Source organism: Nonomuraea marmarensis (assembly GCF_043197025.1).
In the GTDB taxonomy this organism is placed as follows: Bacteria; Actinomycetota; Actinomycetes; order Streptosporangiales; family Streptosporangiaceae; genus Nonomuraea; species Nonomuraea marmarensis.
In genome coordinates this window covers 188,058-212,152 of the sequence record NZ_JBICRM010000009.1, presented here as the reverse complement: position 1 = coordinate 212,152, position 24,095 = coordinate 188,058, and the positions used below count along the sequence as shown (strand labels likewise).

Genomic DNA, 24,095 nt, shown 5'->3' with positions numbered 1-24,095 from the left:
CGCTTGCACGTTATCCGCCCTGACCGACAATTTCCTATGGCCGCGCTACCAGGCCACCTCGAGCGAGGCCATGCCGTACACAATGCTGAACGAGCGGAATCTCGGCTCCGAATCGGACACGCGCAGCCCGGGGAAGCGCTGGAGCAGTGCGGGGAACGCGATCCGCATCTCCATGCGGGCCAGGGGGGCGCCCAGGCAGTGGTGTACGCCGTGGCCGAAGGCGACGTGGCCGGGCGCGCCGCGCTGGACGTCGAACGTGTCCGCGTCGGGCATGAGCGCCGGGTCCCGGTTGGCGGCGGGCAGGGCGCAGATCACCAGCTCACCGGCCCCGATGGTACGGCCGCCGATCTCGACCTCCGTCGTCGTGATCTTGGTGGTGCCGGAGTGCACGATGCTGAGCCAGCGCAGCAGCTCCTCGGCCGCGGCGTCGATGCGGTCGGGCTCCTTCCTGAGGAGTTCGAGCTGCTCGGGGTGGCGCAGCAGGGCCAGCGTGCCCAGGGAGAGCATGTTGGAGGTGGTCTCGTGCCCCGCGAACAGCAGCAGGCCGCCGATGCCGACGAGCTCGTCCGTGCTCAGGTCGTCGCCGTGCTCGCGTACGAGCATGCCGAGCAGCTCCTCGCCCGGGTCCGCCTGGATGCGGCCGACCAGGTCCTCCATGTAGGCCCGCTGCTCGAACTGGGCCATCAGCCGCTCTTCGCCCGGCACCGTCATGTCCAGCATCCTGCTGGTGCGCAGCTGGAAGCCCTCGCGATCGGCGTACGGGACCCCGAGCAGCTCGCAGATCACCAGCGACGGGATCGGCAGCGCGAACGACGACACCAGGTCGGCGGGGGACCCGGCGGCCTCCATGGCGTCCAGGTGGTCGTCGACGATGCGCTTGATCCGCGGCTCCAGCCGGCGCATCCGCCGGATGGTGAACTCGGGCGTCAACATCCTGCGCAACCGCGTGTGCTCGGGCGGATCGACGCCGAGCAGGTTGCCCGCGCGTACTTTGGCGAGCTGCTCCTCGGTCATCTTCGGCGCTCCCGGCAGCCGCGCGATGCCCTGCGGCGCGACCTTGAACCGCGCCGCGTCGCCCAGCACCTCGCGCACGTCCGCGTAGCGGGTCACGAGCCAGGCGGGATCGCCATGTGTCGTGGTGACACGCTTGACCCGCTCCTCGTCCCGCGCCGCCGCCAGCTCCGGCGCCGGATCGAACTCCACTCGCCGCATGTGCAGCGGCACTGTCGAGGACTCGCTCATGCCAACCCCTGAAATGATCCCGGTTATCGCGTTAAACGGTAACAATCATGGGCCGGTGCCCTCTAGTGCGATCTTCAACTAAAAGCCGGAACCGGGGCCCCTTTTTCGGCGCCCCGGCTCCTGGCAACGTCGCGTCAGGCGATGGGGACGATGTTTTCCGCCTGGGGTCCCTTTTGTCCCTGGGTGATGTCGAAGCTCACCTTCTGGCCTTCCCGCAGCTCGCGGTAGCCCTGGGCGGCGATGTTGGAGAAGTGGGCGAAGACGTCGGCGCCGCCGCCGTCCTGTGCGATGAAGCCGAAGCCCTTTTCGCTGTTGAACCACTTCACGGTGCCGGTTGCCATGCCGATCTCCTTTGACTGGCGCACTTCATGGATCCCATGTCGCCGCAATGACCCATCCGGAAATGACCGGCGAAAACAAAAATGCGCCCGTCAGGCGCACGAAGTTCATGGGTACCAGAACTGCAACGCGTACAAGTTAGCACGCGGAACCTGGCCTCGTCGTCGTGTTGCGCGGTCGGTAGCGCACGACGTCGATGGGAATATATCCCTGATCATCACGATGAAGAGGACGACTGATGGACCTCGTTGCGCAAGTTCCCGACTCCGTGCCCGTGCTGATCGCCGGAGGTGGGCCCGTGGGGCTGGCGACCGCGGTGGAGCTGGCTCATCATGGCGTTCGCAGCTTAGTGGTCGAGCCGCGCGAGTCGGTGTCGTGGTTGAGGCCGCGCGCCAAGACGACGTCGGCGCGTTCGATGGAGTTGCTGCGCAGGTGGGGGCTGGCGGAGACGGTGCGCGCCCGCGCGCCGCTGGCGGTGTCGTGGTCGGACGAGGCGGTCTTCGTCACCAGCCTGCTGGGGCGGGAGATCACCAGGATCGGCGGCTGCTTCGGGCTCGACCTCGTGGGCTCGGACCTGGCGGCCGAGCCGGGCCAGCAGGTGCCCCAGCCGCTGGTGGAGGAGGTGCTGCGGGAGGCCGCCGCGGACGCGCTGCGCACGGGATGGGAGGTGGCCGGGCTGCGGGAGGACCCCGACGGCGTGTCGGTGCGGATCGTCTCCGCCGGGGGCGAGGAGCGTGAGGTACGCGCCCAGTACGTGGTCGGCTGCGACGGCCCGCGCAGCGTGACCAGGGCGGCCATCGGCGCCCGCTACGAGGGCCGCCAGGACGCCAGGCCCAACTTCAACATCGTCTTCCGCGCCCCCGGCCTGGCCGAACGCATGCCACACGGCCCCGCCGTGCACTACTGGGTGCTGAACCCGGCCCAGCCCGGCCTCGTCGGCCGCCTCGACCTGAAGGAGACCTGGTGGTGCATCGCCCAGGGGGTACGAGCGGAGGACGCGGACCCGGTACGCCTGGTGCGCAACCTGGCGGGCGCCGACATCGAGGTGGAGATCCTGGCCACGGACCCGTGGACCGCCCGCATGTTGCTGGCCGACCGCTACTCCAGTGAGCGCGTCTTCCTGGCGGGCGACGCGGCCCACCAGAACCCTCCGTATGGCGGGCACGGGTTCAACACCGGGATCGGGGACGCCGTCAACATCGGCTGGAAGCTGGCCGCCGTACTGCACGGCTGGGCCCCCGCCACGCTGCTGGCCAGCTACGAGACCGAGCGCCGCCCCATCGCGGCCGACACCATCGAGGCCGCCGCCGCGAACATGGCCACCCTGGCCCCGGAACTGGCGGATCCGGCGCTCATGGGGGACGAGGCCGCGTTCGAGAGGGTGCGGCCGGCGGTTGCTGAGGCCGTGCTCAGGACCAAGGACAGCGAGTTCCACAGCCTCGACCTGGTGCTCGGCTACACGTACGCGGGCTCGCCCATCGTCGCCCCGGACGCCGGTGAGCGGCTGCCGCACCGGTGGCCGGCTCCCGGCGAATCGCTCTATGACCGGCTCGGGCCGGATTTCAGCCTGCTCGGCGACCTGTCGTTGCCAGGGGCGGGCGTACTGGTCGAGCAGGCCCGCGAGCTGGGCGTGCCGCTGCGGACCGTCGATCTGCCCGGTGAGCCCTTGACCCTGGTCCGGCCCGACCAGCACGTGGCCTGGCGCGGCGACGACCCTTCCGGCGCGCTGCGGCAAGCCCTCGGTCACGACCGATGATTCTGTCCCGCTTCGGCCGAAATAGGACGTTCAGCAGGGTATCGGGGCCGTTTGTACGGGATTCCGCCCCCCTCAACCGAGCGAGCCGTCCGCCCCCATAGTTACGCTGTCCGCATGCGAGTAGTGGTGATTGGCGCCAGCGGGCATATCGGTACGTACCTGGTTCCCAGGCTCGTCGATGCCGGACACGATGTCGTTGCGGTGAGCCGGGGGAAGCGGGGGCCGTACACCCCGCACGGCGCCTGGCAGCACGTCACCAACGTCACCGCCGACCGGGAGGCCGAGGAGTCCGACGGGACGTTCGGGCGGCGGATCGCGGAGCTCGAGGGCGATGTCGTCATCGATCTGATCTGCTTCCAGGAGGACAGCGCCCGGCTGCTGGCCGACGCGCTGACCGGGCGGGTCCGGCAGCTCCTGCACTGTGGCACGATCTGGACGCACGGTCCCAGCCAGCGGGTTCCGACCACCGAGGATCGGCCGAAGCGGCCCATCGGCGAGTACGGGCGGCAGAAGGCCGCCATCGAGTCCTACCTGCTCGAACGTGCCCACCGCGACGGGTTCCCCGCCACCCTCATCCATCCGGGGCACATCACCGGGCCCGGATGGGTGCCGGTCAATCCGGCCGGGAACATCAATCCGGCCGTCTTCCAGACGCTCGCCGAGGGTGGCGAACTCCAACTGCCCAACTTCGGCATGGAGACCGTTCAGCACGTGCATGCCGACGACGTCGCCCGGCTGTTCATAGACGCCATGAACAATCCGTCCGCCGCCGTGGGTGAGAGCTTTCACTCCGTCGCCACCACCGCCCTGACGTTGCGGGGTTACGCCGAGGCGGTGGCGGGGTGGTTCGGGAGGGACGCGCGGCTGGCGTTCCTGCCGTGGGAGCAGTGGCGGCGGGGCACGGTGTCCGAGGAGGACGCACGGATCACGTACGACCACATCGCGCACAGCCCGCACTGCAGCATGGAGAAGGCGGAGCGGCTGCTCGGGCACCGGCCCCGCTACACCTCCTTGGAGGCCATCTCCGAGGCGGTCGACTGGCTGGTCAGGGCGGGCACCATCACCCCGTAAGGGGGCCGAACTCCTTGCGGGTGTCGATCACCTGGCCGAACAACTGCCACCGCTCTCCCTTGAACGTCATGAGCTGCATCGACTCGATCGGGAACCCGTCCCCCTGCGCGGTGTTCATCGTCACCCCGGGCAACAACATGTCCACCTTGACGCCCTTCAGGTTGCGCATGGAGTCGCGCAGCCCTTCGCGGGTCGGGCAGGCGGCCGCCTCCATGGCCTTGTGGAAGCTGCTGGCCACCGCCCACCCGAAGGTGTGGTACGGGATGTTCGGGTCGGCGCCCGGCGCGTACTGCTGCATCTTCTGGCGGTAGAGCATCATCTCCGGGTCGTTCTGCCACGTCGGGTCGTTCGGGTCCTTGTAGTACGTGCTCGACACGACACCCTGCACGTTCTCGAAGCCGACGGGCTTGAGCACGGTGATCGAGGCGGCCACGTTGTTGACGATGTGCAGCGGGTTCCAGCTCGTGTTCTTGGCGTCGGCGGCCAGCGCCTGCGAGCCGAACTTGGGCGTGGTGATGTTCAGGAACACGTCCGCCTTCGACTCCGCCAGGTTGCGCATCTGCGGATCGATGCTGGGGTCGGTCACCTCATAGCTCTGCTGGGCCACGACCTTGATCCCGGTGCCCTCGATGGCCCGGGTGAACCCGCCGAACAGGTCCTTGCCGAAGTCGTCGTTCTGGTAGAGGACGGCGACCTTGGCGTCGGGCTTCTCCGTCTTGAGGTACTGGGCGTAGACGCGGGCCTCGGAGATGTAGTTGGGCTGCCAGCCGATGGTCCACGGGTGCGTCGTGTCGGTGCCCCACTTGGAGGCGCCGGTGGCGACGAAGACCTGCGGCACCTTGCGCTGGTTCGCGTAGTCCCAGGTGGCGGTGGTCGAAGGCGTGCCGAGCGTCTGGAACAGGGCGAACACCTGCTCCTGCTCCACCAGCCTGCGGGCCTCCTCCACGGCCTTGGGCGGCTGGTAGCCGTCGTCGCGTACGACGAACTCGACCTTGCGCCCGCCGATGCCGCCCTTCTCGGCGTTGACGTAGTCGAAGTACGCCTTGATGCCCTTGGGGATGTCCCCGTAGGCGGAGGCGGGGCCGGACAGCGGGTAGATGCCGCCCAGTTTGATGCTCTTGTCGGTGATGCCGGTGGTCTGCTGTCCCTGGCACTGGCCCGACGCGGCCGTACCGGTGCCACCGCCGCTGTCCCGCCCCCCGCAGGCGGCGACGGCGAGCAGGAGCAGCGCCGTGCAGCCGATCGCAGATACTCGCATCCCTCTTACTCCTTCCGGGGAATCTTCTTGATCAAGCGTTCGGCCAGCCCGGCCAGCCCGGTCGGGGCCACGTACATCACCGCGATGATCAGCAGACCGAAGATGACGCCGGGCGCGGCCTCGTTGATGTCCTGCGAGATGCTCGGCACGAACATCACGAACAGCCCGCCGAGCAGGGGCCCGAACAACGAGCCGAGCCCGCCGACGACCAGCCCGGCGAGCAGGGTGATCGACAGGTTGACGGTGAACGAGTCCGGTGACACGAACCCGATCACCCACGTGTACACGCACCCGGCCGCCCCGGCGAACATCGCGCTCCAGGCGAACGCGAGCGTCTTGTACGACGACAACCGCACGCCCATGACCTCGGCCGCCGTCTCGTCATCCCGCAGAGCGTGCAACGCCCGGCCCACCCGCGACCGCAACAGGCTGCGGGCCAGCAGGAACGCGGCCACGGCGATGGCCAGCGTGAGGAAGTACAACCACTGGTCCTCGGCCAGCCCGCTCCACCCGGGCGGCACGGGCTTGGCCAGCGTCAGCCCCATCGACCCGCCGGTCACCGCCTCGAACCGCTTGAGCAGGGGCACGAGGAAGATCGCGATGGCGAGCGTGACGAGCGCCAGGTACAGGCCGCGCAACCGCATCGCGGGCACGCCGAGGGCCAGGCCGAGCAGGAAGGCCACCCCGGCCGCGACGGGCAGTGTCAGGGGGTACGGCAACGCCCAGCGATCGAGCAGGATGGCGGCCGTGTACGCCCCGATGGCGAAGAACGCGCCATGGCCGAGCGAGATCTGACCGGCGTGCCCGACGAGGAGGTTCAGCCCGAGCAGCGCGACGGCGTAGATCAGCACCATCGTGAGCTGGAAGACGTGGAAGGGCACGAGCTGGAAGGGTGCGTAGCAGGCGGCGGCGAGGAGCACGGCGACCGCGGCCCACCGCCACCGCGGCCCCGAGGCAGCGGACGTCTTGCCCACCGCGACAGGTGCGGGTGCGCGCTTGACCTGGCTCATGCCCGCTCCACCACCGCTCGCCCGAACAACCCCTGAGGCCGCAGCAGCAGCACGCCCAGGATGATCACCAGTGGCACTCCCACCTTGAGATCGGATCCGATGAACCCGACGTAGGCCCCGGCGAGTGTCTCCGCGACCCCCACGATCAACCCGCCCACCACCGCCCCCACCGGGCTGTCGAACCCGCCGAGCGTGGCCGCCGCGAAGGCGTAGATGAGGACGCCGCCCATCATGTTCGGCTCCAGGAACAGCAGCGGCGCCACCAGCACCCCCGACACCGCTCCCACGGTGGCGGCGAGCCCCCAGCCGAGTGCGAGCGTCCACCCGACCCGGATCCCGACCAGCCGCGCCGACGTGGGATTGGTCGCCACCGCCCGCATGCCCAGCCCGATCTTGGTGTGCCGGAACAGCAGGTACAGCAGCCCCATGACCACCGCCACCACACCCAGCACACCGAGCGTGGAGAAGCTCACGCTGATCCCGCCCGCCGACAACGCGCCCCCGGGGAACGGGTTCGGGAAGTCCTTGATGAGAAAGGTCCAGATCCACCCGGCGGCGGCGTTGACGAAGATGAACAGCCCGACGGTGACGATCACCAGCGTCAGCTCGGGCGCGCCCTCGACCGGCCGGATGATCACCCGCTCGATGAGCATCCCGCCCGCGAACGACACCACCAGCGTGAGCACCAGCGCCAGCCAGAACGGCAACCCGGCCGCCACGCACTGCCAGGCGACATAGGTGGAGAACATCGCCAGCTCGCCCTGCGCGAAGTTCACGATCCCGGTGAACTGGTAGATCAGCACCAGCGCCAGCGCCAGGCTGGCGTAGATGGCGCCCGCGCCGAGCCCCTCGACGACCTGCTGCAGGAATCCGGCCATCGCGCTACACCCGGTATCCGAGGTAGGACTGGGCGACCTGCTCGTCGGCCCTGATCTGCTCGGCCGTGCCCGACAGCACGATCCGCCCGGTCTCCAGCACGTGCGCCTGCTGGGCGATACCGAGGGCGAGATGGGCGTTCTGCTCGACGACGACCACAGTGGTCCGCTCCTCTGCGTTGATGGCCTGGACGATGCGGAACAACTCCCGGGTGACCAGCGGCGCGAGGCCCAGCGACGGCTCGTCGAGCAGCAGCAGCCGGGGCCGCGACATGAGGGCCCGGCCGATGGCCAGCATCTGCTGCTCGCCGCCGCTGAGGCTGCCGGCGGTCTGCTTCATCCGGTCTTTCAGCGCCGGGAAGTAGGTGTGGGTCCGCTCGATGTCGGCGTCCACCGCGGCTTTGCCCCGCCGTACGTACGCGCCCAGCCGCAGGTTCTCCTCGACGGTCAGCGGCATGAACGTGCCGCGCCCCTCGGGGACGTGCGCGACCCCCTGCCTGGCCAGCGCGTCCGGTGGGCGGCCCACCAGGTCCATCCCGCCCAGCAGCACCCTGCCGCGCGCCTTGATCATGCCGGACAACGCCCGCAACAACGTCGTCTTGCCCGCCCCGTTGGGCCCGAGGATCGCGCAGATCTCCCCCTCCTGCACGGTCAGCCGAATCCCATGCAGTACGCGAGCATCCCCATAACCGGCCACCAGGTCCTCGACCACCAAGGAACTCATACGCCCTCCTGCGTCGGTCGCATGAGCTCGGAACTGCTGTGTTCGATTGTTCGCTCGCTTCGCTCACTCACGGCCGTCCCCAGATAGGCCTCGATGACCCCGGGATCGCGCTGCACCTCGCCCGGCGGCCCTTCGGCGATCTTGCGGCCGAAGTCCAGGCACACGATGCGCTCGCAGATGCCCATGACGAACCCCATGTGGTGCTCCACCACGATCACGGTCAGGTCGTACTCGGAGCGGATCGCGCCCAGCGTGCCCGCGAACTCGTCGACCTCGCTCGCGCTCAACCCGTTGACGGGCTCGTCGAGGAGCAGCAACCGGGGGCGCCCGATGAGCGCGCGGGCCAGTTCGACGCGCTTGAGCGTGCCGAACGGCAGCCCGGTAGCGAGGTGCCCGGACACCCCGGTCAGGCCCAGCCGGTCCAGCACGGCATCGGCGTCGGCGTGCAGCGCGCGCTCCTCTCGGCGCACCCCCGGCAGCCGCAGTCCAGCGGACAGGAAGCCGGCCCTGCCCCGGTGGTGCGCGCCGACCAGCACGTTGTCGCGGACGGACAGGCGCGGGAACAGTCCCAGGTTCTGGAACGTCCGTGCGATCCCGAGCTCCGCGATCGCGTGCGGCGGCACGGCGGTCAGGTCCCTGCCCTCGTACGTGACCGTGCCGGAGTCGGCGTCGTAGCGCCTGGTCAGGCAGTTGAACAGGGTGGTCTTGCCGGCGCCGTTCGGCCCGATGAGCCCCACCATCTCGCCGCGCCCCACGTCGAAGCCCACGCCGTCCAGCGCCGTGATGCCGCCGAAGCGAACGGTGAGATCGTGTACCTCCAGCATCCGGCCTCCTGGAGAACAATGTTCTTGAATTGGGCTCAGCGTAGGATCCGCTCGTCAACGGCCGCATTGGGCACGGTGACCCAAGATGTTTCAGGGGAGTTGTCCTCTGAGCACAGCGTCTGTCTCGGACCGGTTACGACCCGTTGACCTCCCCGCAATGGCCATGGATCATCCCGGCATGGCCAGTGTTTTCAGCACGGAGACCGTCCGGGCTGAGCGCGCCCGCATCCTGTCCGAGCTGCTCGGCGATCTCCATCGGCTGGCCGACGCCGCGCTGGCGACGATGTGCGAGGAGATCCCCGCGTACGCGGCGCAGCGGCCGGACTTCCACGCCGACGTGCGCGACCAGGTGGTCAAGCACTACCGCGCCAAGCTGGCCGTGCTGCTGGAGGAGCGCACGGTGACGTTCGAGGACATCTCGTTCACCCGGCGGGCGGCGATGCGGCGGGCCAGGGCGGGGGTGGCGCTGGCCGACTACATCAACGCGTTCCGGGTCGGGCAGCAGGTGTTCTGGGAGTCGGTGGTCGAGCGGGCCGGGGACACCTTCGCCGGTCGCGAGGCGGCCTTGTCGCTGGCGGCCCCGCTGATGCGCTACTGCGACTTCGCCAGCACGCACGCGGCGAACGCGTACATGGAGTTCCAGCAGTACGCCGCCGCCGAGGCGGTGCGCGAGAGCCGGGACCTGCTGGAGACGTTGCTGGCCGGGGGCGTGCCGACGCGCGGCAGGGAGCTGGCCGCGGCGCAGGCGCACGGCCTGGGCCCCGACGCGCGCACGCCGCTGCTCGTGGTGATCGCGGTGCTCGTCGGGTCGCCCGCGGCCGTGACGACGGGCCCCGACCGCGGCGCCGACGCCCGGCACGCCGCCTGCGCGGCCATCGCCAGGACCGGCGGAAACGGAACGCGTACGTTGTCCGTCGTGCGCCAGTCGGAGATCGTGGCGATCCCCGTGCTCGGCCCGAACACGGGCCCAGAGGAGTTGTGCGACCGGCTGCAGTCGGTGCTGGAGAGCCTGGCGGGCGAGGGGGTCAGGCTGGCGATGGGCATCAGCACGGTGTCGGCGGGGACCACGCAGATCCCGCACGCGTACCAGGAGGCCAGGGCCGTGCTGGACTTCGTGCCCGAGGAGGGCGGCGTGGCGGCGCTGCCCAGGCTCACGCCGTTCCAGTATCTGGCGCTGAAGGCCGACGACACCGCCCGCCATCTGGTGGACCCGCGCATCACGTCGCTGCTGGCCGAGGACCGGGCGCGCGGCGGCGTGCTCACGGCCACGATCAGGGCGTTCGCCACCGCCGACCTGAACCTGCGGGCCGCGGCCGAGCGGCTGCAGATCCATCCGAACACCGCGCAATACCGGCTGCGCAAGATCCAGGAGCGCACCGGGCGCAACCTGCGCTCGATCAACGATCTCGTCGATCTGCTCGTGGCGATCGCGTTGCAGGACGCGCTTCCGACCAATTCCGGGCGGGAAAGACTGGGCACCGCGACCAATGAGGGCCGTGGGAGCGCGGACGTACGGTCTTTCCATGAACCTCGCTGACCGGCTCCACACCGCCGCCCAGCGGCTGGGTGGCAGAGCGGTTCTCACACTGGACGAGGCGGAGCTCACCTACGGCGCGCTGGAGGAGCTGAGCGCTCGGCTCGCGGGGCTGCTGCGGGCCCGCGGGATCGGCGCCGGCGACCGGGTCGCGATCATGTTGCCGAACGTGCCCGAGTTCGGCGTCGTCTACTACGGGGTGCTGCGGGTCGGGGCCGTGGTGGTGCCGCTCGATCCGCTGCTGAAGCGGCGGGAGATCGCCGCGTACCTCGGGGACTGCGGGGCGCGGCTGCTCATCGCCTGGCACGCGTTCGCGGAGACCGCCGAGGCGGGCTCGACGGGCACGAAGGCGGACTGCTTCTTCGTGGTGCCCGGGGAGTTCCGCCGGTTGTTGCGGGGTGTGGCGGCCGAGCGCGAGGTCGCCTCCATGGCGGCGGACGACACCGCGGTCATCCACTACACGTCCGGGACGACGGGCCGGCCGAAGGGCATCGAGCTGACCCACGCGAACCTGGGCGGCAACGCCGCCACCGTGGCCCGCATGCACGCGCTCGGCGTGGACGACGTGGTGCTCGGGGCGCTGCCGCTGCATCACACGTTCGGGCAGACGTGCTCGCTCAACGCGACCGTGCACGCGGGAGCGCGGCTGACGCTGCTGCGGCGGTTCGAGGCGGGGCGGGCGCTGGAGGTCATCAGGCGCGACGGGGTGACGGTCTTCCAGGGCGTGCCGACCATGTACATCGCGCTGCTCGACCATCCCGGCGCCTCGGACATGTCGATGTTGCGGGTCTGCGCCTCGGGCGGGGCGGCGCTGCCGCTGGACGTGCTGCGGGCGTACGAGACCCGGTTCGGCTGCGAGATCATCGAGGGGTACGGCCTCAGCGAGACCTCCCCGGTGGCCGCCACCAACAGGGGAGGCCACCACCGCAGGCCGGGCTCGATCGGCTGGCCCATCAGGGACGTCGAGATGAAGATCGTCAGCGAGGACGGCCAGGAGACGCCCCGCGGCGAGATCGGCGAGATCGTGGTCCGCGGCCCCAACGTCATGAAGGGCTACTGGAACGACCCGGAGGCCACCGCCGAGGCCGTCCGCGACGGCTGGTTCCACACCGGCGACCTCGGCCGGGTCGACGAGGACGGCTACTTCTTCCTGGTGGACCGCCGCCGCGACGTGATCATCCGCGGCGGCTACACCGTCTACCCGCGCGAGGTGGAGGAGGTCCTGTACGAGCACCCGGCGGTGCGCCAGGCAGCCGTCTTCGGCGTGCCGCACCCGGAGCTCGGCGAGGAGATCGAGGCCGTGGTGTCCCTGCGCGCCCCGGTGACCTGCGAGGACCTGCGCGACTTCGTACGCGAGCGGGTGGCCGCGTACAAGTATCCCCGGCGCCTGTCGTTCGTGGACGAGCTGCCGATGAGCCCCACGGGCAAGATCCTCAAACGCGCCCTCACCCGCCCGGCGGCCGGCTAGCGCCCCGCCCTGAGCGGGCTTCGGGGCCGGGGCTACCATGGCGATGGAGCGGCGGGCGCCCTCGCCCGTGGTCTCATATCCCGATACGATCCATCCTAGCTGGTAAGACGTGGTCTACAGTCTCGCGCCATGACACCTTGGGAGATGGTCGCGGTGCTCGCGGCCGGCATCGCGGGCGGCACGATCAACACCGTCGTCGGGTCCGGGTCGCTGATCACGTTCCCCACGTTGCTGGCTGTCGGCCTGCCCCCGATCACGGCGAACGTCTCCAACAACATCGGCCTGGTGCCCGGCGGGCTGACCGGTGTCGTGGGCTACCGGGCCGAGCTGAAGGGCCAGCGCGGCCGGCTGCTCTGGCTGGCCCCCGCCTCCTTGGCCGGCTCGCTCATCGGTGGCCTGCTGCTGCTCAACCTGCCGGAGCGGACGTTCACCGCGGTCGTCACCGTGCTGATCGCGCTCTCCTGCACGATGATCGTGATCCAGCCCAGGCTCGGCAGAATGCTGGCCACCCGCCCCCGGCACGCGCACGGCGGCCCGTGGTTGTGGCTGGGCGCGCTCGCGGCCGGCGCCTACGGCGGCTATTTCGGCGCGGGGCAGGGCATCCTGCTCATCGGCCTCATGGGCCTCCTCCTGGAGGAGGAGCTGCAACGGATCAACGCGGCCAAGAACGTGCTCGTCGTGCTGGTCAACGCCGCGGCCGCCATCCTGTACACGATCGTCGCCGACGTCGACTGGCTGGCCGTGCTCCTGGTGGCCCTGGGCTCCATGATCGGCGGCTTCGCCGGAGCCCGGCTCGGCCGCCGGCTCTCCGCCCCGGTCCTGCGCGGGATGATCGTCTGCATCGGCGTCGTGGCGATCGTCAAGCTCCTCGCCGGTTAGCGGGGAGTCGCGCGCACTAAAAGCCACCCGTAATGCTGCTTTCTGGTCAGAAAGTACGACAGGATCGGTCGGGTGAGTTATCGGATCGCTGTCCCTTTCGTCGCGCTGCTCATGGTGTCCGCCTGTGGCGGAGCGCAGGACCCGGCCCCACCACCGCCCTCCGCCCCGGCCTCGAGCGCTCCGCCCGCCACCGCCTCAGCCGGTAAGGCCACGCCAGGGCAGGACACCAGGCCCGCGCTGGCCGAGACGCGCAGCACCATGACCCAGAACCTCAAGGTCGAGGTCGTCGGGCTGAACCGGGTCAAGGCCAAGCACCTGGTCGTCCAGCTCAGGCTCACCAACACGGGCACGGACAAGAAGCTGCCCTGGACGGGCGAGATGGGCGACAACACGCGCCCTCTGGGGCGGATCCGCTGGGCGTCCGGCATCGGCGTGCTCGACGCGCAGGCCCGCACCTGGATCCTGCCGTACCAGCCGGCCGACTTCCCCTGCCTGTGCAGCGACCAGGACCGGGACGGCCTCGGCTATTTCATCGACCCCGGCCAGTCGATCACCCTGTACGCGGTCATGCCCGCCTCCTCGGGCAACCCCGCCACCACCACGGTCGTCACCCCGGTGGGCTCGCCGATGCCGGACGTGCCGATCAGCGACGACCCGCCGGTCACGCCATCCGGCCTGATCATCCCCGACCCGGACGCCGAGCCCGTCACCACCGTCATCCGTAGCCTCGTGACCCCGTCCGAGTCGCTCGACAAGTCGGAGGAGACCGCGGACAACGGCAAGGACCTCCAGGTCAGCCTCTCCTCCGACGTGCTGTTCGCGGTGAACAAGGCCACGCTCACTCCCAAGGCCAGGGCCGTACTCGCGCGTACCGCGAAGTTGATCGACTCCTCGGCCGGGCCCGCGGTGACCGTGGAGGGGCACGCGGACTCCTCCGGCACCGACGCCATCAACGACCCGCTCTCCACGCGCCGCGCCCAGGCCGTCCGGCAGGCACTGTCCGCGCTCGTCACCAGACAGGGCGTGGGTTTCCAGGCCAAGGGGTACGGCTCGCGCCGCCCGCTCTACAGCAACGACACCGACGAGGGCAAGCGCCGCAACCGGCGCGTCACGGTGACCTTCGCCAAGCCGCAGACCACCGAGACCGCCACCCCCGAGGCCGCCGCCACCCCTGGCGCGACCGGGCTGACAGGCACCGGGAAGGCGGACGGCCAGCCGATCTCCATGGAGGTGACCGGGCTGCGGCGGCTCTCCGGCGGCCTCGGGCTGCTGACCTATCGGATCAGGAATGAGGGAGCCGACGAGGCCTGGTTCAACGAGCTGCACCAGGCACAGGACTGGATGTCGTTCAAGTACCGTGCGGCCTTCAACGTGTCGTTGACCGACGTGGCGGCCAAGCGGCAGTACCTCCCCGGCCGGCTCCAGGTGCCGACGGACGGCGGCAAGCTGGATTCGTACTGTGCCTGCACGGACGTGTCCGGCGTGCGGCTGAGCACCGAGAAGTTCGGTCCCGGGGAGGAGAAGGAGTTCTGGAACCTGTTCGCGTTGCCGGAAGGCGCTTCGACGATGCAGGTCAAGATCGCCAGCTTCCGCGACCTGCGGGTACCCGTCCAGTAGGGGGATCACACCGCCACGGGAGCGTCCCAGTCGACGCGGTGGCGCTGCTCGGGACCGAGCGTGCGCTCGGGGCTGAGGAAGGTCTTCGTGGCCATCGGCATCATCAGCCGCATCAGCGAGATGGCGACGGGGCCGAAGCTCTTGCTGTTGTTGGTCCTGGCCGCGCGGGCCGCGACCCGCTCGACCCGGGCGCGCCGCAGCCGTACGTACGCCGCGAACGCCGCCGGAACGTCGGGCAGGTCGCGCAGGCAGCGGGCGAGCTCCACGGCGCTCTCCGCGGCCAGCGAGGCCCCCTGGCCAGAGCTGGGTGAGGGCGCGTGGACCGAGTCGCCGACCAGCACCATCCTGCCGCGGTACCAGTGCGGGACGCTCGGCATGATCTCCACCGAGCCGAGCGTGACCAGTCCCTCGGCCTCGGTGTGCGCGAGCAGGTCGCGTGCGGGCACGTCGTCGGCGTAGATCTCGCGCAGGCGGCGCAACCACTCCGCCGCGGGCACCTGACGGGCCTGGGCCGAGGTCATCGGCCGCTCGTGCGGCACATTGCCGAACCACGCGGTACGCCCGTCGGGCTGCACCCAGTAGCCGAAGAACGCACGCCGGCCGAACACGAAGTAGGAGGCGTCGGCCCTGGCGGGGACCGTGAGGTCGGCCAGGCCGCCGAAGTTCAGCAGGGGGACGTGGCGGGGTGCCGGCGCGGCCGGGTCGATCAGCGGGCGCACGACGGACCTGATGCCGTCCGCGCCGACCAGGATGTCGGCCGACGCGCTCCCCCCGTCCGCGAACCGCGCGATGACGCCGTCAGGGGTCTCGTCCACGCCCACCAGCCGCCTGCCGTACTCGATGGGCACGCCGCTCGCCACGGCCTGAGAGTGCACCGCGGCGTAGAGCTCCGAGCGCCACATCGCCTGGCCGGGCGGCAGGTCGGGCAGGCCGGGCAGCTCGGTCATCCGCCGCCCCGCGCCGTCCCGCATGACCGTGTGCGCCATGGGCTGCCCGACCGCGCGCACGGCCGTCTCCGCGCCGACGATCCGCAACGCGTCGAGCCCGTTGGGGGCGATCGTGAGTGTGCCGCCGATGCCGTCGGCGCTGCTCGCGTACGCCTCGAAGACGGTCGCCTCGATGCCCGCGCGGCGCAGCGCCATCGCCGTCACCGGGCCCGCGATGCCGCCGCCGATCACTAATGCCGTTCTGACCGTTGTCATTGCCGACTCCCAAACATCTCGTGCCAGGTCCTGGCATAGTCCGGATCGCTGAGGGATTCGATGAGCCGGGTGACGAAGCCGAGCTCGGCGTCCAGCACCGCGAGCCGGTATTCCTCCTCGACGAGGAACACCCACGTCACACCCGCGTCAGCGGCGCCCTGCACGGCCTCGCGGATGCCGCGCCGCTCCTCGGCCAGCGCTTCCGACCTCCGCCTGAGCAGCTCGGTGGCCTCCGCCGGGTCGAGCACGCTCAGCAGCGACAACGCCACCCCGAAATGCGGGTACTCCTCATGCGGCGTGGCGACCAGCTCACGCAGCCAGTCGTAGAGCTCGCGCCTGCCCTCGGCGGTGAGCGCGTAGAGGGTGCGCTCCGGCCGCTCCGTGTCGCGCACGGTCTCCTGCTCGACGATGAACCCCGCCTTCGCCAGCTGCTTGACCACCATGTAGAGGGAGCCCCTGTTGTACTTGAAGCTCCGGTCCTTGTCGGTCTCCTGCAGGCGCCGCCCCAGCTCGTACGGATGCATCGGTTCCATCAGCAGGAACGCCAGCACCGCCAGGGCCAGCGGATTGGCCACCTTGCGCCGCTTCTCCATCGAGATCCCCTCATAGTTGATATCAACTATCCACACCTGTCTAGTTGATGTCAACTATATCGGGACTTATCCAGACAGTCCGAGGAAGAAAGCGACCGGGATCAACGCGACGGTGAGGGCGACGGCCCACCACCGGGGAGCCGGGCCGTCCTTGAGCACGGCGACGCCGAGCGGCACCAGGGCGGCGGCGAGCCCGAGCAGCGCGGCCAGCGAGATCGGGTCGCTGCTGCCCTTGAGCACCCCCAGCGGCAGCCCGGCCGCCAGGCCCAGGGCGAGACACCTGACCAGGCCGAGGACCTTGGCCCGGTAGGCGCCGATGGCGAGCACGATCCAACCGCCCATGATGCAGACGTTGACCGCCTTGAAGACGTGGAACGCGCCGTAGGTGTCCGCGACCGCCCGCTGCGCCGCCTCCAGCCCGAGCGCGTCCACCAGCTGGAAGGCCAGGTGGCTCACCCCGGCGTGGAAGACCCGCCCGAACAGCCCGAGGACGACGAGCGTGACGCCCCACTGCGCCCAGCCGGGATGCGTCTTCCCGATCAGGCGGGCCAGCGAGGTCACCGCGGGCCACAGCAGCACGACCCCGGCCGCGAACAGGCTGTAGGAAAGGACCATTTGGCCCGGCCGGGCGGCGTAGGCGGCGAGCTGGTCGGGGAAGAAGTCACCCTGGCCCGCCCGGATGAGCACCCCGGCCAGGAGCAGCAGCGGCCCGAGCACCAGCCCGGCGCCCTCGACCCAGCGCCCGGGGAGCGGGTGCGCGTTCGTCATGCCATCGATCCAAGCGGCGGGCACGCGGGCGCGCACGGGCGCTGCCGCGAGACCCCGGGGTAGACCCAGCACTACCTCCGGCGGCCAGGGTGGCGCGTGGTGAAAGTTTCACGCCTTCGCGCAGGTCAGAGCCATCGGAGCGCCGCCTCGCATTGACGTGCCCCGAGCAGGCGGCTGAGCATGGCGCGCGTTCTCCCTCTTCGAAAGGGCACCCCCATGCACTTGTCCAAGGCGATGACGGCCGCGCTGGCCACGCTGGTGGCCGGAGCGGCGGTCGCCGTCGCGCTGACCACGGCCACCCCGGCGGGCGCGGCCGCCGGAACGGGCACCGGCTACCTGCGCACCAGCGGGAACAAGATCGTCGACAGTACGGGCGCGACCGTGCGGCTGACCGGCATCAACTGGTTCGGCATGGAGACCGACAACGGGACCTTCCACGGCCTGTGGTCGAGCAACCCCTGGAAGAGCCAGATCGACAAGATGGCCTCGCTGGGCTACAACACGCTGCGGGTGCCGTACTCGAACGACGCGCTCAAGGCGGGCGCCACGGCCACCGGCATCAACGACTTCGTCAACCCGGACCTGGTGGGCAATTCGCCGCTGCAGATCCTGGACAAGGTCATCGCCTACGCGGGCACCAAGGGCATGCGGATCATCCTCGACCGCCACCGCCCCACCGCGGCCGGGCAGTCGCCGCTCTGGTTCGTCTCCGCCACCCCGGAGAGCACCTGGATCAACGACTGGAAGTCCCTGGCCCAGCGGTACGCGAACAACCCCACCGTCATCGGCGCCGACCTGCACAACGAGCCGCACGCCGAGGGCACCAACCCCAACGCGACCGGCGCCTGCTGGGGCTGCGGCGACCAGGCACGCGACTGGCGGCTGGCCGCGGAACGGGCCGGGAACGCGGTCCTGTCGGTCAACCCCAACTGGCTGATCTTCGTGGAGGGCGTGAGCTGCCCGAGCGGCGGCCTGTCCAACGTCTGGGACGGCGATCCCAGCAACGACGAGGACTGCGGCTGGTGGGGCGGCAACCTGTCCAAGGCGGGCCAGTATCCGGTACGCCTCAACGTGGCCAACCGCCTGGTCTACTCGCCCCACGAATACGCCACCTCGGTCTACCACCAGACCTGGTTCGACGCCCCCGACTACCCGGCGAACCTGCCCGGGATCTGGGACAAGTACTGGGGATACCTGTACAAGCAGAACATCGCGCCGATCATGCTCGGCGAGTTCGGCACCACGCTGGCCTCGAACATCGACAAGATCTGGCTGCAGGAGCTCATGAAGTACATGGGGACCGGGGTGAACGGGATGTCGTTCACGTACTGGTCGTGGAACCCGAACTCCGGGGACACCGGCGGCATCGCCAACGACGACTGGACCACGATCAACCAGCCCAAGCAGGACATCCTCCAGCCGTACCTGATCCCGCCCGTCGGGGGCACCGGTCCCTCCGTGACACCCACGGCCAACCCGCCCGGGCAGTGCACGGTGGCGTACCGGCAGACGAACACCTGGCAGGGCGGCTTCCAGGGTGAGGTGACGGTGAAGAACACCGGCACGAGCACCATCAACAACTGGAGCGCCACCTGGACGTTCCCGTCCGGGGTCACGCTGAACAACGGGTGGAACGCGGTCCTGACGCAGTCGGGCACGACGTGGACCGCCAAGGGCCCGGACTGGTCGAAGAACCTCGCGCCGGGGGCCTCGGTGGTGGTCGGCTTCACCGCCAACGGCCCAAGCAGCCAGCCCGCGAACGCCACCTGCTCCTGACCCCGCCGGTTGATCCGGGGTTGGGGGACAATCGGAGGCGTGCAGTTCGGCATTCTGGGCCCGCTCGTGGTGAGATCGCCCGACGGCGACCCGATCGCCGTCGGCGGTCCCCGTCCGCGTGCCCTGCTCGCCCTGCTGCTGCTCGACGCGGGGCGGCTCGTGAGCATCGAACGCCTCATCGACGGCCAGTACGGCGACCGTCCCCCCGCCGGCGCCGCCAACGCCGTCCAGGCGCAGATCTCCCGGCTCAGACGTCACCTGCCTGCCGATCTGATCGAGTTCCACGGGGCCGGATACCGGCTGGCGGTCGATCGGGACGCCGTGGACGCGCACCGGTTCGAGGGGCTCTCGCGTGAGGGGCGGAGGCTGCTGGCTGCGGGCCGACCCGCCGAGGCCGCCTTGTTGCTCAGGGAGGCACTCTGGTTGTGGCGGGGCCCGGCGTTCGCGGACGTGGCGGACGCGCCGTTCGCCGAGCCGCAGGCGCTCCGGCTGGAGGAGCTCAGGCTGTCGGCCACGGAGGACCTCCTGGCGGCCGAGCTGGCCCTGCCCGAGGCCAGTCCGGTGGCTGCGCTGCGGGAGCTGGTGGCCGCCCATCCGCTGCGCGAACGGCCGCGCGGGCTGCTGATGCGGGCATTGCACGCGGCGGGGCGGCAGGCGGAGGCGCTGGCCGTGTTCGACGACGTACGCCGGCTGCTCGCCGACGAACTGGGCGCCGACCCGTCACCCGAGCTGGCGGCCCTGCACCTGGAGATCCTCCGAGGAGAGCGGCGCCGGGAGCGCGTGGCGCGGCTGCCGACCCAGCTGACCAGCTTCGTCGGGCGGGAAGAGGAACTGGCCCGCCTCGACGCGCTGCGCACCGCCCGCCTGGTGACGATCGTCGGCCCGGGCGGCACCGGCAAGACCCGCCTGGCCATCGAGGCAGCAGTCCGCCGCAACCGTGAGTCGTGTTTCGTGGACCTGTCACTCGTGGACGGCGTGGGGCAGGTGGCGCAGGCCGTGCTCGGAGCGCTCGGGCTGAGGGAGTCGGCGCTCATCGCCGGTCTGCCCGATACCGCGGAACGTCTCGTTGCGGCGCTGGCCGAGCGGGACCTCCTGCTCGTCCTGGACAACTGCGAACACGTGATCGCCGGGGCCGCCGCGCTCGCCCGCCGCCTGCTGGCCCACTGCCCCGGCCTGACCATCCTGGCCACCAGCAGGGAGCCGCTGGGCATCACCGGCGAGCACCTGGTCCCGCTGGCACCCCTGCCCACCCCGCCGCTCGATGGCGGGGCGGACCCGACCGGCTATCCGGCGGTCAGGCTGTTCGCCGATCGGGCGGCGGCCGTACGGCAGGGGTTCTCCCTCGGGCCCGGCAACCTGGACGCGGTGATGCGGATCTGCGCGGCGCTCGACGGCCTGCCGTTGGCCATCGAGCTGGCGGCGGCCCGGGTGCGGACGTTCCCGGTCGAGGAGATCGCCACCCGGCTGGCCGAGCACGGCAGATTCAGATTGCTCTCGCGCGGCGACCGTACGGCCGCCGCCCGCCACCAGACGCTGCACGCGGTCGTGGAGTGGAGCTGGAGCCTGCTCGACGCCGAGGAGCAGGCGCTGGCCCGGCGATTCTCGGTGTTCTCCGGGGGTGCGACCCTGGAGGCGGTGGAACGGGTCTGCGGCGCGGACAGCGCGGAGCCGCTGGCCGACCTGGTGGACAAGTCGCTGGTCGAGACCGACGGCGGGCGCTACCAGATGCTCGACACGATCCGGCTGTTCTGCGCGGAACGGCTGGCTGAGGCGGGCGAGGAGGAGCGGCTGAGCGCGGCCCACGCGGCCTGGTTCCTGGAGCTCGCGCGGCGCGCCGACGACCACCTCTACGGGGCCGAGCAGCTCCAGTGGCTGGCCCGGCTGTCGGCCGACAACGCGAACCTGCAGGCGGCGCTGCGGTGGAGCGTGCAGCACGCCAGGCCGACGGCGTTGCGGCTGGTCGCGGCGCTGGCCATGTACTGGTGGCTGACCGGCCGCCGCGGCCAGGCCACCCACCACGCCGTACGCCTCCTCGAAGCGCTCGACCCGGGCGAACTGGCCGAGGAGTACGTGCTGGCCGTGCTGCACGCCGTGCCCGAGGCCGGGTCGCCGCACTGGGCGCGGGCCAGGGCGATCGTCGAGTCGCTCGACCGGCCGATGCGGTACCGGTTCGGGCCCGCCCTGTGGGGGATGATCGCCGGTCCGCCGGAGCCGCTCGCCGTGCCGGAGGCGGCCGAGCGGCGGCAGCAGCAGATGCTCGGCTCCGATCCGTGGAGCAGGGCGCTCGGACGGCTCAGCATCGCGCTGATGGCGCTGCTCAACGGCTCGGTCGTGGCGGCCGAACGGGAGCTGGAATCCGTGCTGGCGGACTTCGGCGCGACGGGCGAGCGCTGGGGGAAGGCGCAGGCGCTCGACTGGCTGGCCCTGATCGCGAGTTACCGCGGCGAGTGGGCGCGGGCCATGGGGTTGTGGCAGGACGCGCTCGACCTGCTCGAAGAGCTGGGGGCGCTGGACGAGCTCGTGGACTTGCTGCGCAGGCGGGCCGACGCGCACTGGCGGGCGGGCGACGCCCCGGCGGCGCACGCCGACTACGCGCGCTCGGGCGAGCTGGCCAGGCGGCTCGGGCGGCCGGAGCTGATGGCGTGGGTCCACCTGCAACTCGGGGAGATCGCCCGGCTGGAAGGAGATCTCACGGAGGCGTCCCGGTTGCTCGACGCCGCGCTGGCCGCCACGGAGACCGGCGTGTTCACCGCCGACGGCACCAGGTCACACGTGTGCACGGCACTCGGCCGGCTCGCCGCGGCCATGGGTGACGCGCCGGGGGCCGCACGCAGGCACCACCAGGCACTGGCCGCCGCCCTCGCGTCGCCGCTGACCACCGACCTCGCCGACGCAGCCGATGGCCTGGCCGGACAGGCCCTCCTGGACGGCACCGCGCAGCCATCGGCTGAGCGGGCGGCGTTGCTGCTCGGTGTGGGTGTGGCGCTGCGGGGGCTGGCCGTGGCCGGTGATCGTGACGTCGCCAGGATCGCCGCCGCCGCCACCCGCGTCCTGGGCCCTGAGGCCTTCGCGGCGGCGTTCGCCGGGGGCGCGGCGATGAGCAGGGACGAGGCGCTGACAACCCTGCGTGGGACTGTCAGCCGGTAGTCGCCCCGCTGTCAGCCGCGCTCGCGAAGCTGCGGGACATGCAGAACAAGAACGTGCTCATCTCCGGCGCCAGCATCGGCGGCCCCGCCCTCGCCCACTGGCTCATCCGCTACGGCTTCAACGTCACCGTCGTCGAGAAGGCCCCGGCCCTGCGCCTCGGCGGCCAGGCCGTCGACTTCAAGGGCCAGACCCACCTCACCGTCCTGGACCGCATGGGCATCCTGGACGACGTACGCAAACACCAGACCGACCGCGTGGACCAGGAGATCGTGGACGCCGACGGCCGCAGGCTGACGGTCATCCCCGGCGAGTTCACCGGTGGCGACCTCGAGATCACGCGCGGCGACCTGTCCAGAATCCTGTACGACCACACGGCCCCGAACTGCGAGTACGTCTTCGGCGACTCGATCACCTCGCTGACCGAGACTCCCGGCGGCGTCCACGTGACCTTCGAGCGCTCCGCCCCCCGCACGTTCGACCTGGTGGTGGGGGCGGACGGGATCCACTCCAACGTGCGCCGCCTCGCCTTCGGCCCCGAGTCCGACTATGTCAGGTTCCTCGGCCACTACTACGCCCTGGTGGCCGTCGAGGGAGGCTTCGGCGAGGTGGCGAGGATGTACAACGAGCCGGGCAGGATGGCCGCCGTCGGCGGGTCGAAGGCGCCGGCGTTCTTCGTCTTCGCCTCCGAGCAGCTCGACTACGACCGCTACGACCTCCGGCAGCAGAAGGACATCCTGGCGCGCGCCTACGCGGGCATGGGCTGGCGGACTCCGGCGATCATGGAGGCGGTGCGCTGCTCCGAGGACGTGTACCTCGACTCGATCAGCCAGGTGACGATCGACCGCTACAGCAAGGGCCGCGTGGTGCTGCTCGGCGACTCGGCCTACGGCAACACCCTGGGCGGCTTCGGCAGCGGCCTGGCCGTGGTGGGCGCGTACGTGCTGGCGGGCGAGTTGTCGGCGGCGGGCGGCGATCACCACGTGGCCTACGCCCGGTACGAGGAGCAGCTCCGCCGTTACGCCAAGGTCGCCAAGAACGGCAACGCGGGCCCCTTCCTCGCCCCCGGGACCCGGGCCAGGATCGGGATGCGTAACTGGATATTCAAGTACCCCTTCCTGCTCGGCCTGATGATGAAGGCGGCCGACAAGTTGGCGACCGACATCGAGCTCAGGACGTACTGAGCACCCGCCCGACGCCGCCGTCCACCCGGAGTCGCGGGACGCCGTCCAGCAGCGGGAGCCCGGCGTCGTCCGCGCCGATGCGCCAGTCCTGGACCGGTACGAGCCCCGGCCCGATCAGCTCGAACCCGTCGAACAACGCCAGCACCTCCTCCCGCGTACGGAACCTGGACTGCGCGGGCGAGCCCGCCGTCGCCTCCGTGAGCTGCGCGATCGCCTCCGGGTCGCTCTCCGCCATCGCATGGGAGAGCACCAGGTGGCTGCCGGGCGCCATGCGCTCCCTGAAGGCGGCCACGATGCCGGCCGGATCCTCCTCGTCCATCACGAAGTGCAGCACGCCGACCATCAGCACGCACACCGGCTGCTCGAAGTCGATCAGCCCGGTGACGTTCGGGTCGGCGAATATCTCGGCGGGACGGCGCAGGTCGGCCTGGATACCGGCGATCCCCGGGGCATCGGCGAGCAGCACCTGGGCGTGCAGCCGCACCACCGGGTCGTAGTCCACGTAGATCACCCGGCAGGCGGGGCTCACGGCGCGGGCGGTCTCGTGGATGCTGAGGGAGGTCGGGATGCCGGTGCCCAGGTCGATGAACTGCCGCAACCCCTGCTCGGCCAGATGGCGGACCGCCTCGACCTGGAACCGCCGGTTGGCCACGGCCACCAGGCGGGTGTCGGGGGCGACCGCGAGCAGCTTGTCGGCGACCGCCCGATCGATCGCGAGGTTGTCCTTGCCGCCGAGCAGATAGTCGTACACCCGGGCCGAACTCGGGACACTCGGGTCCACGCCGGGCGGAACGCGTTCTAGCTCGGTCACCAGGAGCCGTCTCTTTCGCC

At 70.7% G+C, this 24,095-nt stretch carries 20 protein-coding genes; 9 read left to right on the top strand and 11 right to left on the bottom strand.

Going from position 1 to position 24,095, the window contains the following annotated elements; genetic code table 11:
* Positions 1-45 precede the first annotated feature (45 nt).
* Together ACFLIM_RS17640 and ACFLIM_RS17635 are read right to left on the bottom strand one after the other, a co-directional pair.
* Positions 46-1,242, bottom strand: a complete 1,197-nt coding sequence (locus ACFLIM_RS17640) for a cytochrome P450 (protein ID WP_393166604.1) — start codon at positions 1,240-1,242, stop codon at positions 46-48.
* Positions 1,243-1,376: 134 nt separating this feature from the next.
* A complete protein-coding gene (locus ACFLIM_RS17635) occupies positions 1,377-1,583 on the bottom strand; it encodes a cold-shock protein (RefSeq protein ID WP_393166602.1) in 207 nt (68 codons plus the stop codon).
* Positions 1,584-1,819: 236 nt separating this feature from the next.
* Between ACFLIM_RS17635 and ACFLIM_RS17630 the strand changes: the two genes are divergently transcribed.
* Both ACFLIM_RS17630 and ACFLIM_RS17625 read left to right on the top strand, forming a co-directional pair.
* Positions 1,820-3,337 (top strand): FAD-dependent monooxygenase, encoded by a 1,518-nt coding sequence (locus ACFLIM_RS17630; RefSeq protein ID WP_393166600.1) that lies wholly within the window; start codon positions 1,820-1,822, stop codon positions 3,335-3,337.
* A gap of 114 nt (positions 3,338-3,451) precedes the next feature.
* Positions 3,452-4,408: an NAD-dependent epimerase/dehydratase family protein gene (locus tag ACFLIM_RS17625; protein ID WP_393166598.1), complete on the top strand. Its 957-nt coding sequence runs from the start codon at positions 3,452-3,454 to the stop codon at positions 4,406-4,408.
* Here the strand turns inward: ACFLIM_RS17625 and ACFLIM_RS17620 are convergent.
* Genes ACFLIM_RS17620 through ACFLIM_RS17600 form a run of 5 tightly spaced genes read right to left on the bottom strand, consistent with a single transcriptional unit; the run spans position 4,398 to position 9,099 of the window.
* Entirely contained in the window at positions 4,398-5,666 is a 1,269-nt protein-coding gene (locus ACFLIM_RS17620) for an ABC transporter substrate-binding protein (RefSeq protein WP_393166596.1), read from the bottom strand. The genes ACFLIM_RS17625 and ACFLIM_RS17620 overlap by 11 nt on opposite strands.
* Positions 5,667-5,671: 5 nt before the next feature.
* Entirely contained in the window at positions 5,672-6,676 is a 1,005-nt protein-coding gene (locus ACFLIM_RS17615; protein ID WP_393166594.1) for a branched-chain amino acid ABC transporter permease, read from the bottom strand.
* The gene (locus tag ACFLIM_RS17610; RefSeq protein WP_393166591.1) at positions 6,673-7,554 is read right to left on the bottom strand and encodes a branched-chain amino acid ABC transporter permease; all 882 of its coding nucleotides are present in this window, start codon (positions 7,552-7,554) and stop codon (positions 6,673-6,675) included. The genes ACFLIM_RS17615 and ACFLIM_RS17610 overlap by 4 nt, the downstream gene beginning before the upstream one ends.
* A gap of 4 nt (positions 7,555-7,558) precedes the next feature.
* Complete coding sequence (locus ACFLIM_RS17605; protein ID WP_393166589.1) at positions 7,559-8,275, bottom strand: ABC transporter ATP-binding protein; 717 nt, start codon at positions 8,273-8,275, stop codon at positions 7,559-7,561.
* Complete coding sequence (locus ACFLIM_RS17600; RefSeq protein ID WP_393166587.1) at positions 8,272-9,099, bottom strand: ABC transporter ATP-binding protein; 828 nt, start codon at positions 9,097-9,099, stop codon at positions 8,272-8,274. Before ACFLIM_RS17600 ends, ACFLIM_RS17605 begins: the two co-directional genes overlap by 4 nt.
* A gap of 178 nt (positions 9,100-9,277) precedes the next feature.
* Here ACFLIM_RS17600 and ACFLIM_RS17595 point away from each other — a divergent pair, with 178 nt between their 5' ends.
* The 4 genes from ACFLIM_RS17595 (at position 9,278) to ACFLIM_RS17580 (ending at position 14,597) form a co-directional block, all read left to right on the top strand.
* Positions 9,278-10,636, top strand: coding sequence for a PucR family transcriptional regulator (locus ACFLIM_RS17595; protein WP_393166585.1), 1,359 nt, complete (start codon positions 9,278-9,280; stop codon positions 10,634-10,636).
* A complete protein-coding gene (locus tag ACFLIM_RS17590; protein WP_393166583.1) occupies positions 10,623-12,101 on the top strand; it encodes a long-chain-fatty-acid--CoA ligase in 1,479 nt (492 codons plus the stop codon). Before ACFLIM_RS17595 ends, ACFLIM_RS17590 begins: the two co-directional genes overlap by 14 nt.
* 129 nt (positions 12,102-12,230) lie before the next feature.
* Positions 12,231-12,980, top strand: coding sequence for a sulfite exporter TauE/SafE family protein (locus ACFLIM_RS17585; RefSeq protein WP_393166581.1), 750 nt, complete (start codon positions 12,231-12,233; stop codon positions 12,978-12,980).
* A 72-nt stretch (positions 12,981-13,052) separates the two neighbouring features.
* Complete coding sequence (locus ACFLIM_RS17580; RefSeq protein ID WP_393166579.1) at positions 13,053-14,597, top strand: OmpA family protein; 1,545 nt, start codon at positions 13,053-13,055, stop codon at positions 14,595-14,597.
* 5 nt (positions 14,598-14,602) lie between these two features.
* Here ACFLIM_RS17580 and ACFLIM_RS17575 read toward each other — a convergent pair whose 3' ends face one another.
* From ACFLIM_RS17575 to ACFLIM_RS17565, 3 genes are read right to left on the bottom strand one after another with little or no spacing between them, the layout of a single operon-like run.
* Positions 14,603-15,799, bottom strand: coding sequence for an FAD-dependent monooxygenase (locus ACFLIM_RS17575; protein WP_393166578.1), 1,197 nt, complete (start codon positions 15,797-15,799; stop codon positions 14,603-14,605).
* Positions 15,796-16,428 carry a PadR family transcriptional regulator gene (locus ACFLIM_RS17570; RefSeq protein ID WP_393166576.1) on the bottom strand — a complete coding sequence of 211 codons (633 nt, stop codon included), beginning with the start codon at positions 16,426-16,428 and terminating at the stop codon, positions 15,796-15,798. The genes ACFLIM_RS17575 and ACFLIM_RS17570 overlap by 4 nt, the downstream gene beginning before the upstream one ends.
* Positions 16,429-16,458: 30 nt before the next feature.
* The gene (locus tag ACFLIM_RS17565; RefSeq protein ID WP_393166574.1) at positions 16,459-17,160 is read right to left on the bottom strand and encodes a hypothetical protein; all 702 of its coding nucleotides are present in this window, start codon (positions 17,158-17,160) and stop codon (positions 16,459-16,461) included.
* Positions 17,161-17,376: 216 nt separating this feature from the next.
* Between ACFLIM_RS17565 and ACFLIM_RS17560 the strand changes: the two genes are divergently transcribed.
* From ACFLIM_RS17560 to ACFLIM_RS17550, 3 genes are read left to right on the top strand one after another with little or no spacing between them, the layout of a single operon-like run.
* Positions 17,377-18,936 carry a cellulase family glycosylhydrolase gene (locus ACFLIM_RS17560; RefSeq protein WP_393166571.1) on the top strand — a complete coding sequence of 520 codons (1,560 nt, stop codon included), beginning with the start codon at positions 17,377-17,379 and terminating at the stop codon, positions 18,934-18,936.
* Positions 18,937-18,975: 39 nt separating this feature from the next.
* Entirely contained in the window at positions 18,976-22,083 is a 3,108-nt protein-coding gene (locus ACFLIM_RS17555; protein WP_393166569.1) for a BTAD domain-containing putative transcriptional regulator, read from the top strand.
* A gap of 38 nt (positions 22,084-22,121) precedes the next feature.
* Entirely contained in the window at positions 22,122-23,264 is a 1,143-nt protein-coding gene (locus ACFLIM_RS17550; RefSeq protein WP_393166567.1) for an FAD-dependent monooxygenase, read from the top strand.
* On the opposite strand, the gene ACFLIM_RS17545 is transcribed toward ACFLIM_RS17550, so the two are convergent.
* The gene (locus tag ACFLIM_RS17545) at positions 23,251-24,075 is read right to left on the bottom strand and encodes an SAM-dependent methyltransferase (RefSeq protein WP_393166565.1); all 825 of its coding nucleotides are present in this window, start codon (positions 24,073-24,075) and stop codon (positions 23,251-23,253) included. The genes ACFLIM_RS17550 and ACFLIM_RS17545 overlap by 14 nt on opposite strands.
* Positions 24,076-24,095 lie beyond the last annotated feature (20 nt).

Excerpts from the sequence above, each read along its gene's own strand:
- ACFLIM_RS17640 (WP_393166604.1), bottom strand. The coding sequence starts at position 1,242 with ATGAGCGAGTCCTCGACAGTGCCGCTGCACATGCGGCGAGTGGAGTTC.
- ACFLIM_RS17635 (WP_393166602.1), bottom strand. The coding sequence starts at position 1,583 with ATGGCAACCGGCACCGTGAAGTGGTTCAACAGCGAAAAGGGCTTCGGC.
- ACFLIM_RS17630 (WP_393166600.1), top strand. The coding sequence starts at position 1,820 with ATGGACCTCGTTGCGCAAGTTCCCGACTCCGTGCCCGTGCTGATCGCC.
- ACFLIM_RS17625 (WP_393166598.1), top strand. The coding sequence starts at position 3,452 with ATGCGAGTAGTGGTGATTGGCGCCAGCGGGCATATCGGTACGTACCTG.
- ACFLIM_RS17620 (WP_393166596.1), bottom strand. The coding sequence starts at position 5,666 with ATGCGAGTATCTGCGATCGGCTGCACGGCGCTGCTCCTGCTCGCCGTC.
- ACFLIM_RS17615 (WP_393166594.1), bottom strand. The coding sequence starts at position 6,676 with ATGAGCCAGGTCAAGCGCGCACCCGCACCTGTCGCGGTGGGCAAGACG.
- ACFLIM_RS17610 (WP_393166591.1), bottom strand. The coding sequence starts at position 7,554 with ATGGCCGGATTCCTGCAGCAGGTCGTCGAGGGGCTCGGCGCGGGCGCC.
- ACFLIM_RS17605 (WP_393166589.1), bottom strand. The coding sequence starts at position 8,275 with ATGAGTTCCTTGGTGGTCGAGGACCTGGTGGCCGGTTATGGGGATGCT.
- ACFLIM_RS17600 (WP_393166587.1), bottom strand. The coding sequence starts at position 9,099 with ATGCTGGAGGTACACGATCTCACCGTTCGCTTCGGCGGCATCACGGCG.
- ACFLIM_RS17595 (WP_393166585.1), top strand. The coding sequence starts at position 9,278 with ATGGCCAGTGTTTTCAGCACGGAGACCGTCCGGGCTGAGCGCGCCCGC.
- ACFLIM_RS17590 (WP_393166583.1), top strand. The coding sequence starts at position 10,623 with ATGAACCTCGCTGACCGGCTCCACACCGCCGCCCAGCGGCTGGGTGGC.
- ACFLIM_RS17585 (WP_393166581.1), top strand. The coding sequence starts at position 12,231 with ATGACACCTTGGGAGATGGTCGCGGTGCTCGCGGCCGGCATCGCGGGC.
- ACFLIM_RS17575 (WP_393166578.1), bottom strand. The coding sequence starts at position 15,799 with ATGACAACGGTCAGAACGGCATTAGTGATCGGCGGCGGCATCGCGGGC.
- ACFLIM_RS17565 (WP_393166574.1), bottom strand. The coding sequence starts at position 17,160 with ATGACGAACGCGCACCCGCTCCCCGGGCGCTGGGTCGAGGGCGCCGGG.
- ACFLIM_RS17560 (WP_393166571.1), top strand. The coding sequence starts at position 17,377 with ATGCACTTGTCCAAGGCGATGACGGCCGCGCTGGCCACGCTGGTGGCC.
- ACFLIM_RS17550 (WP_393166567.1), top strand. The coding sequence starts at position 22,122 with ATGCAGAACAAGAACGTGCTCATCTCCGGCGCCAGCATCGGCGGCCCC.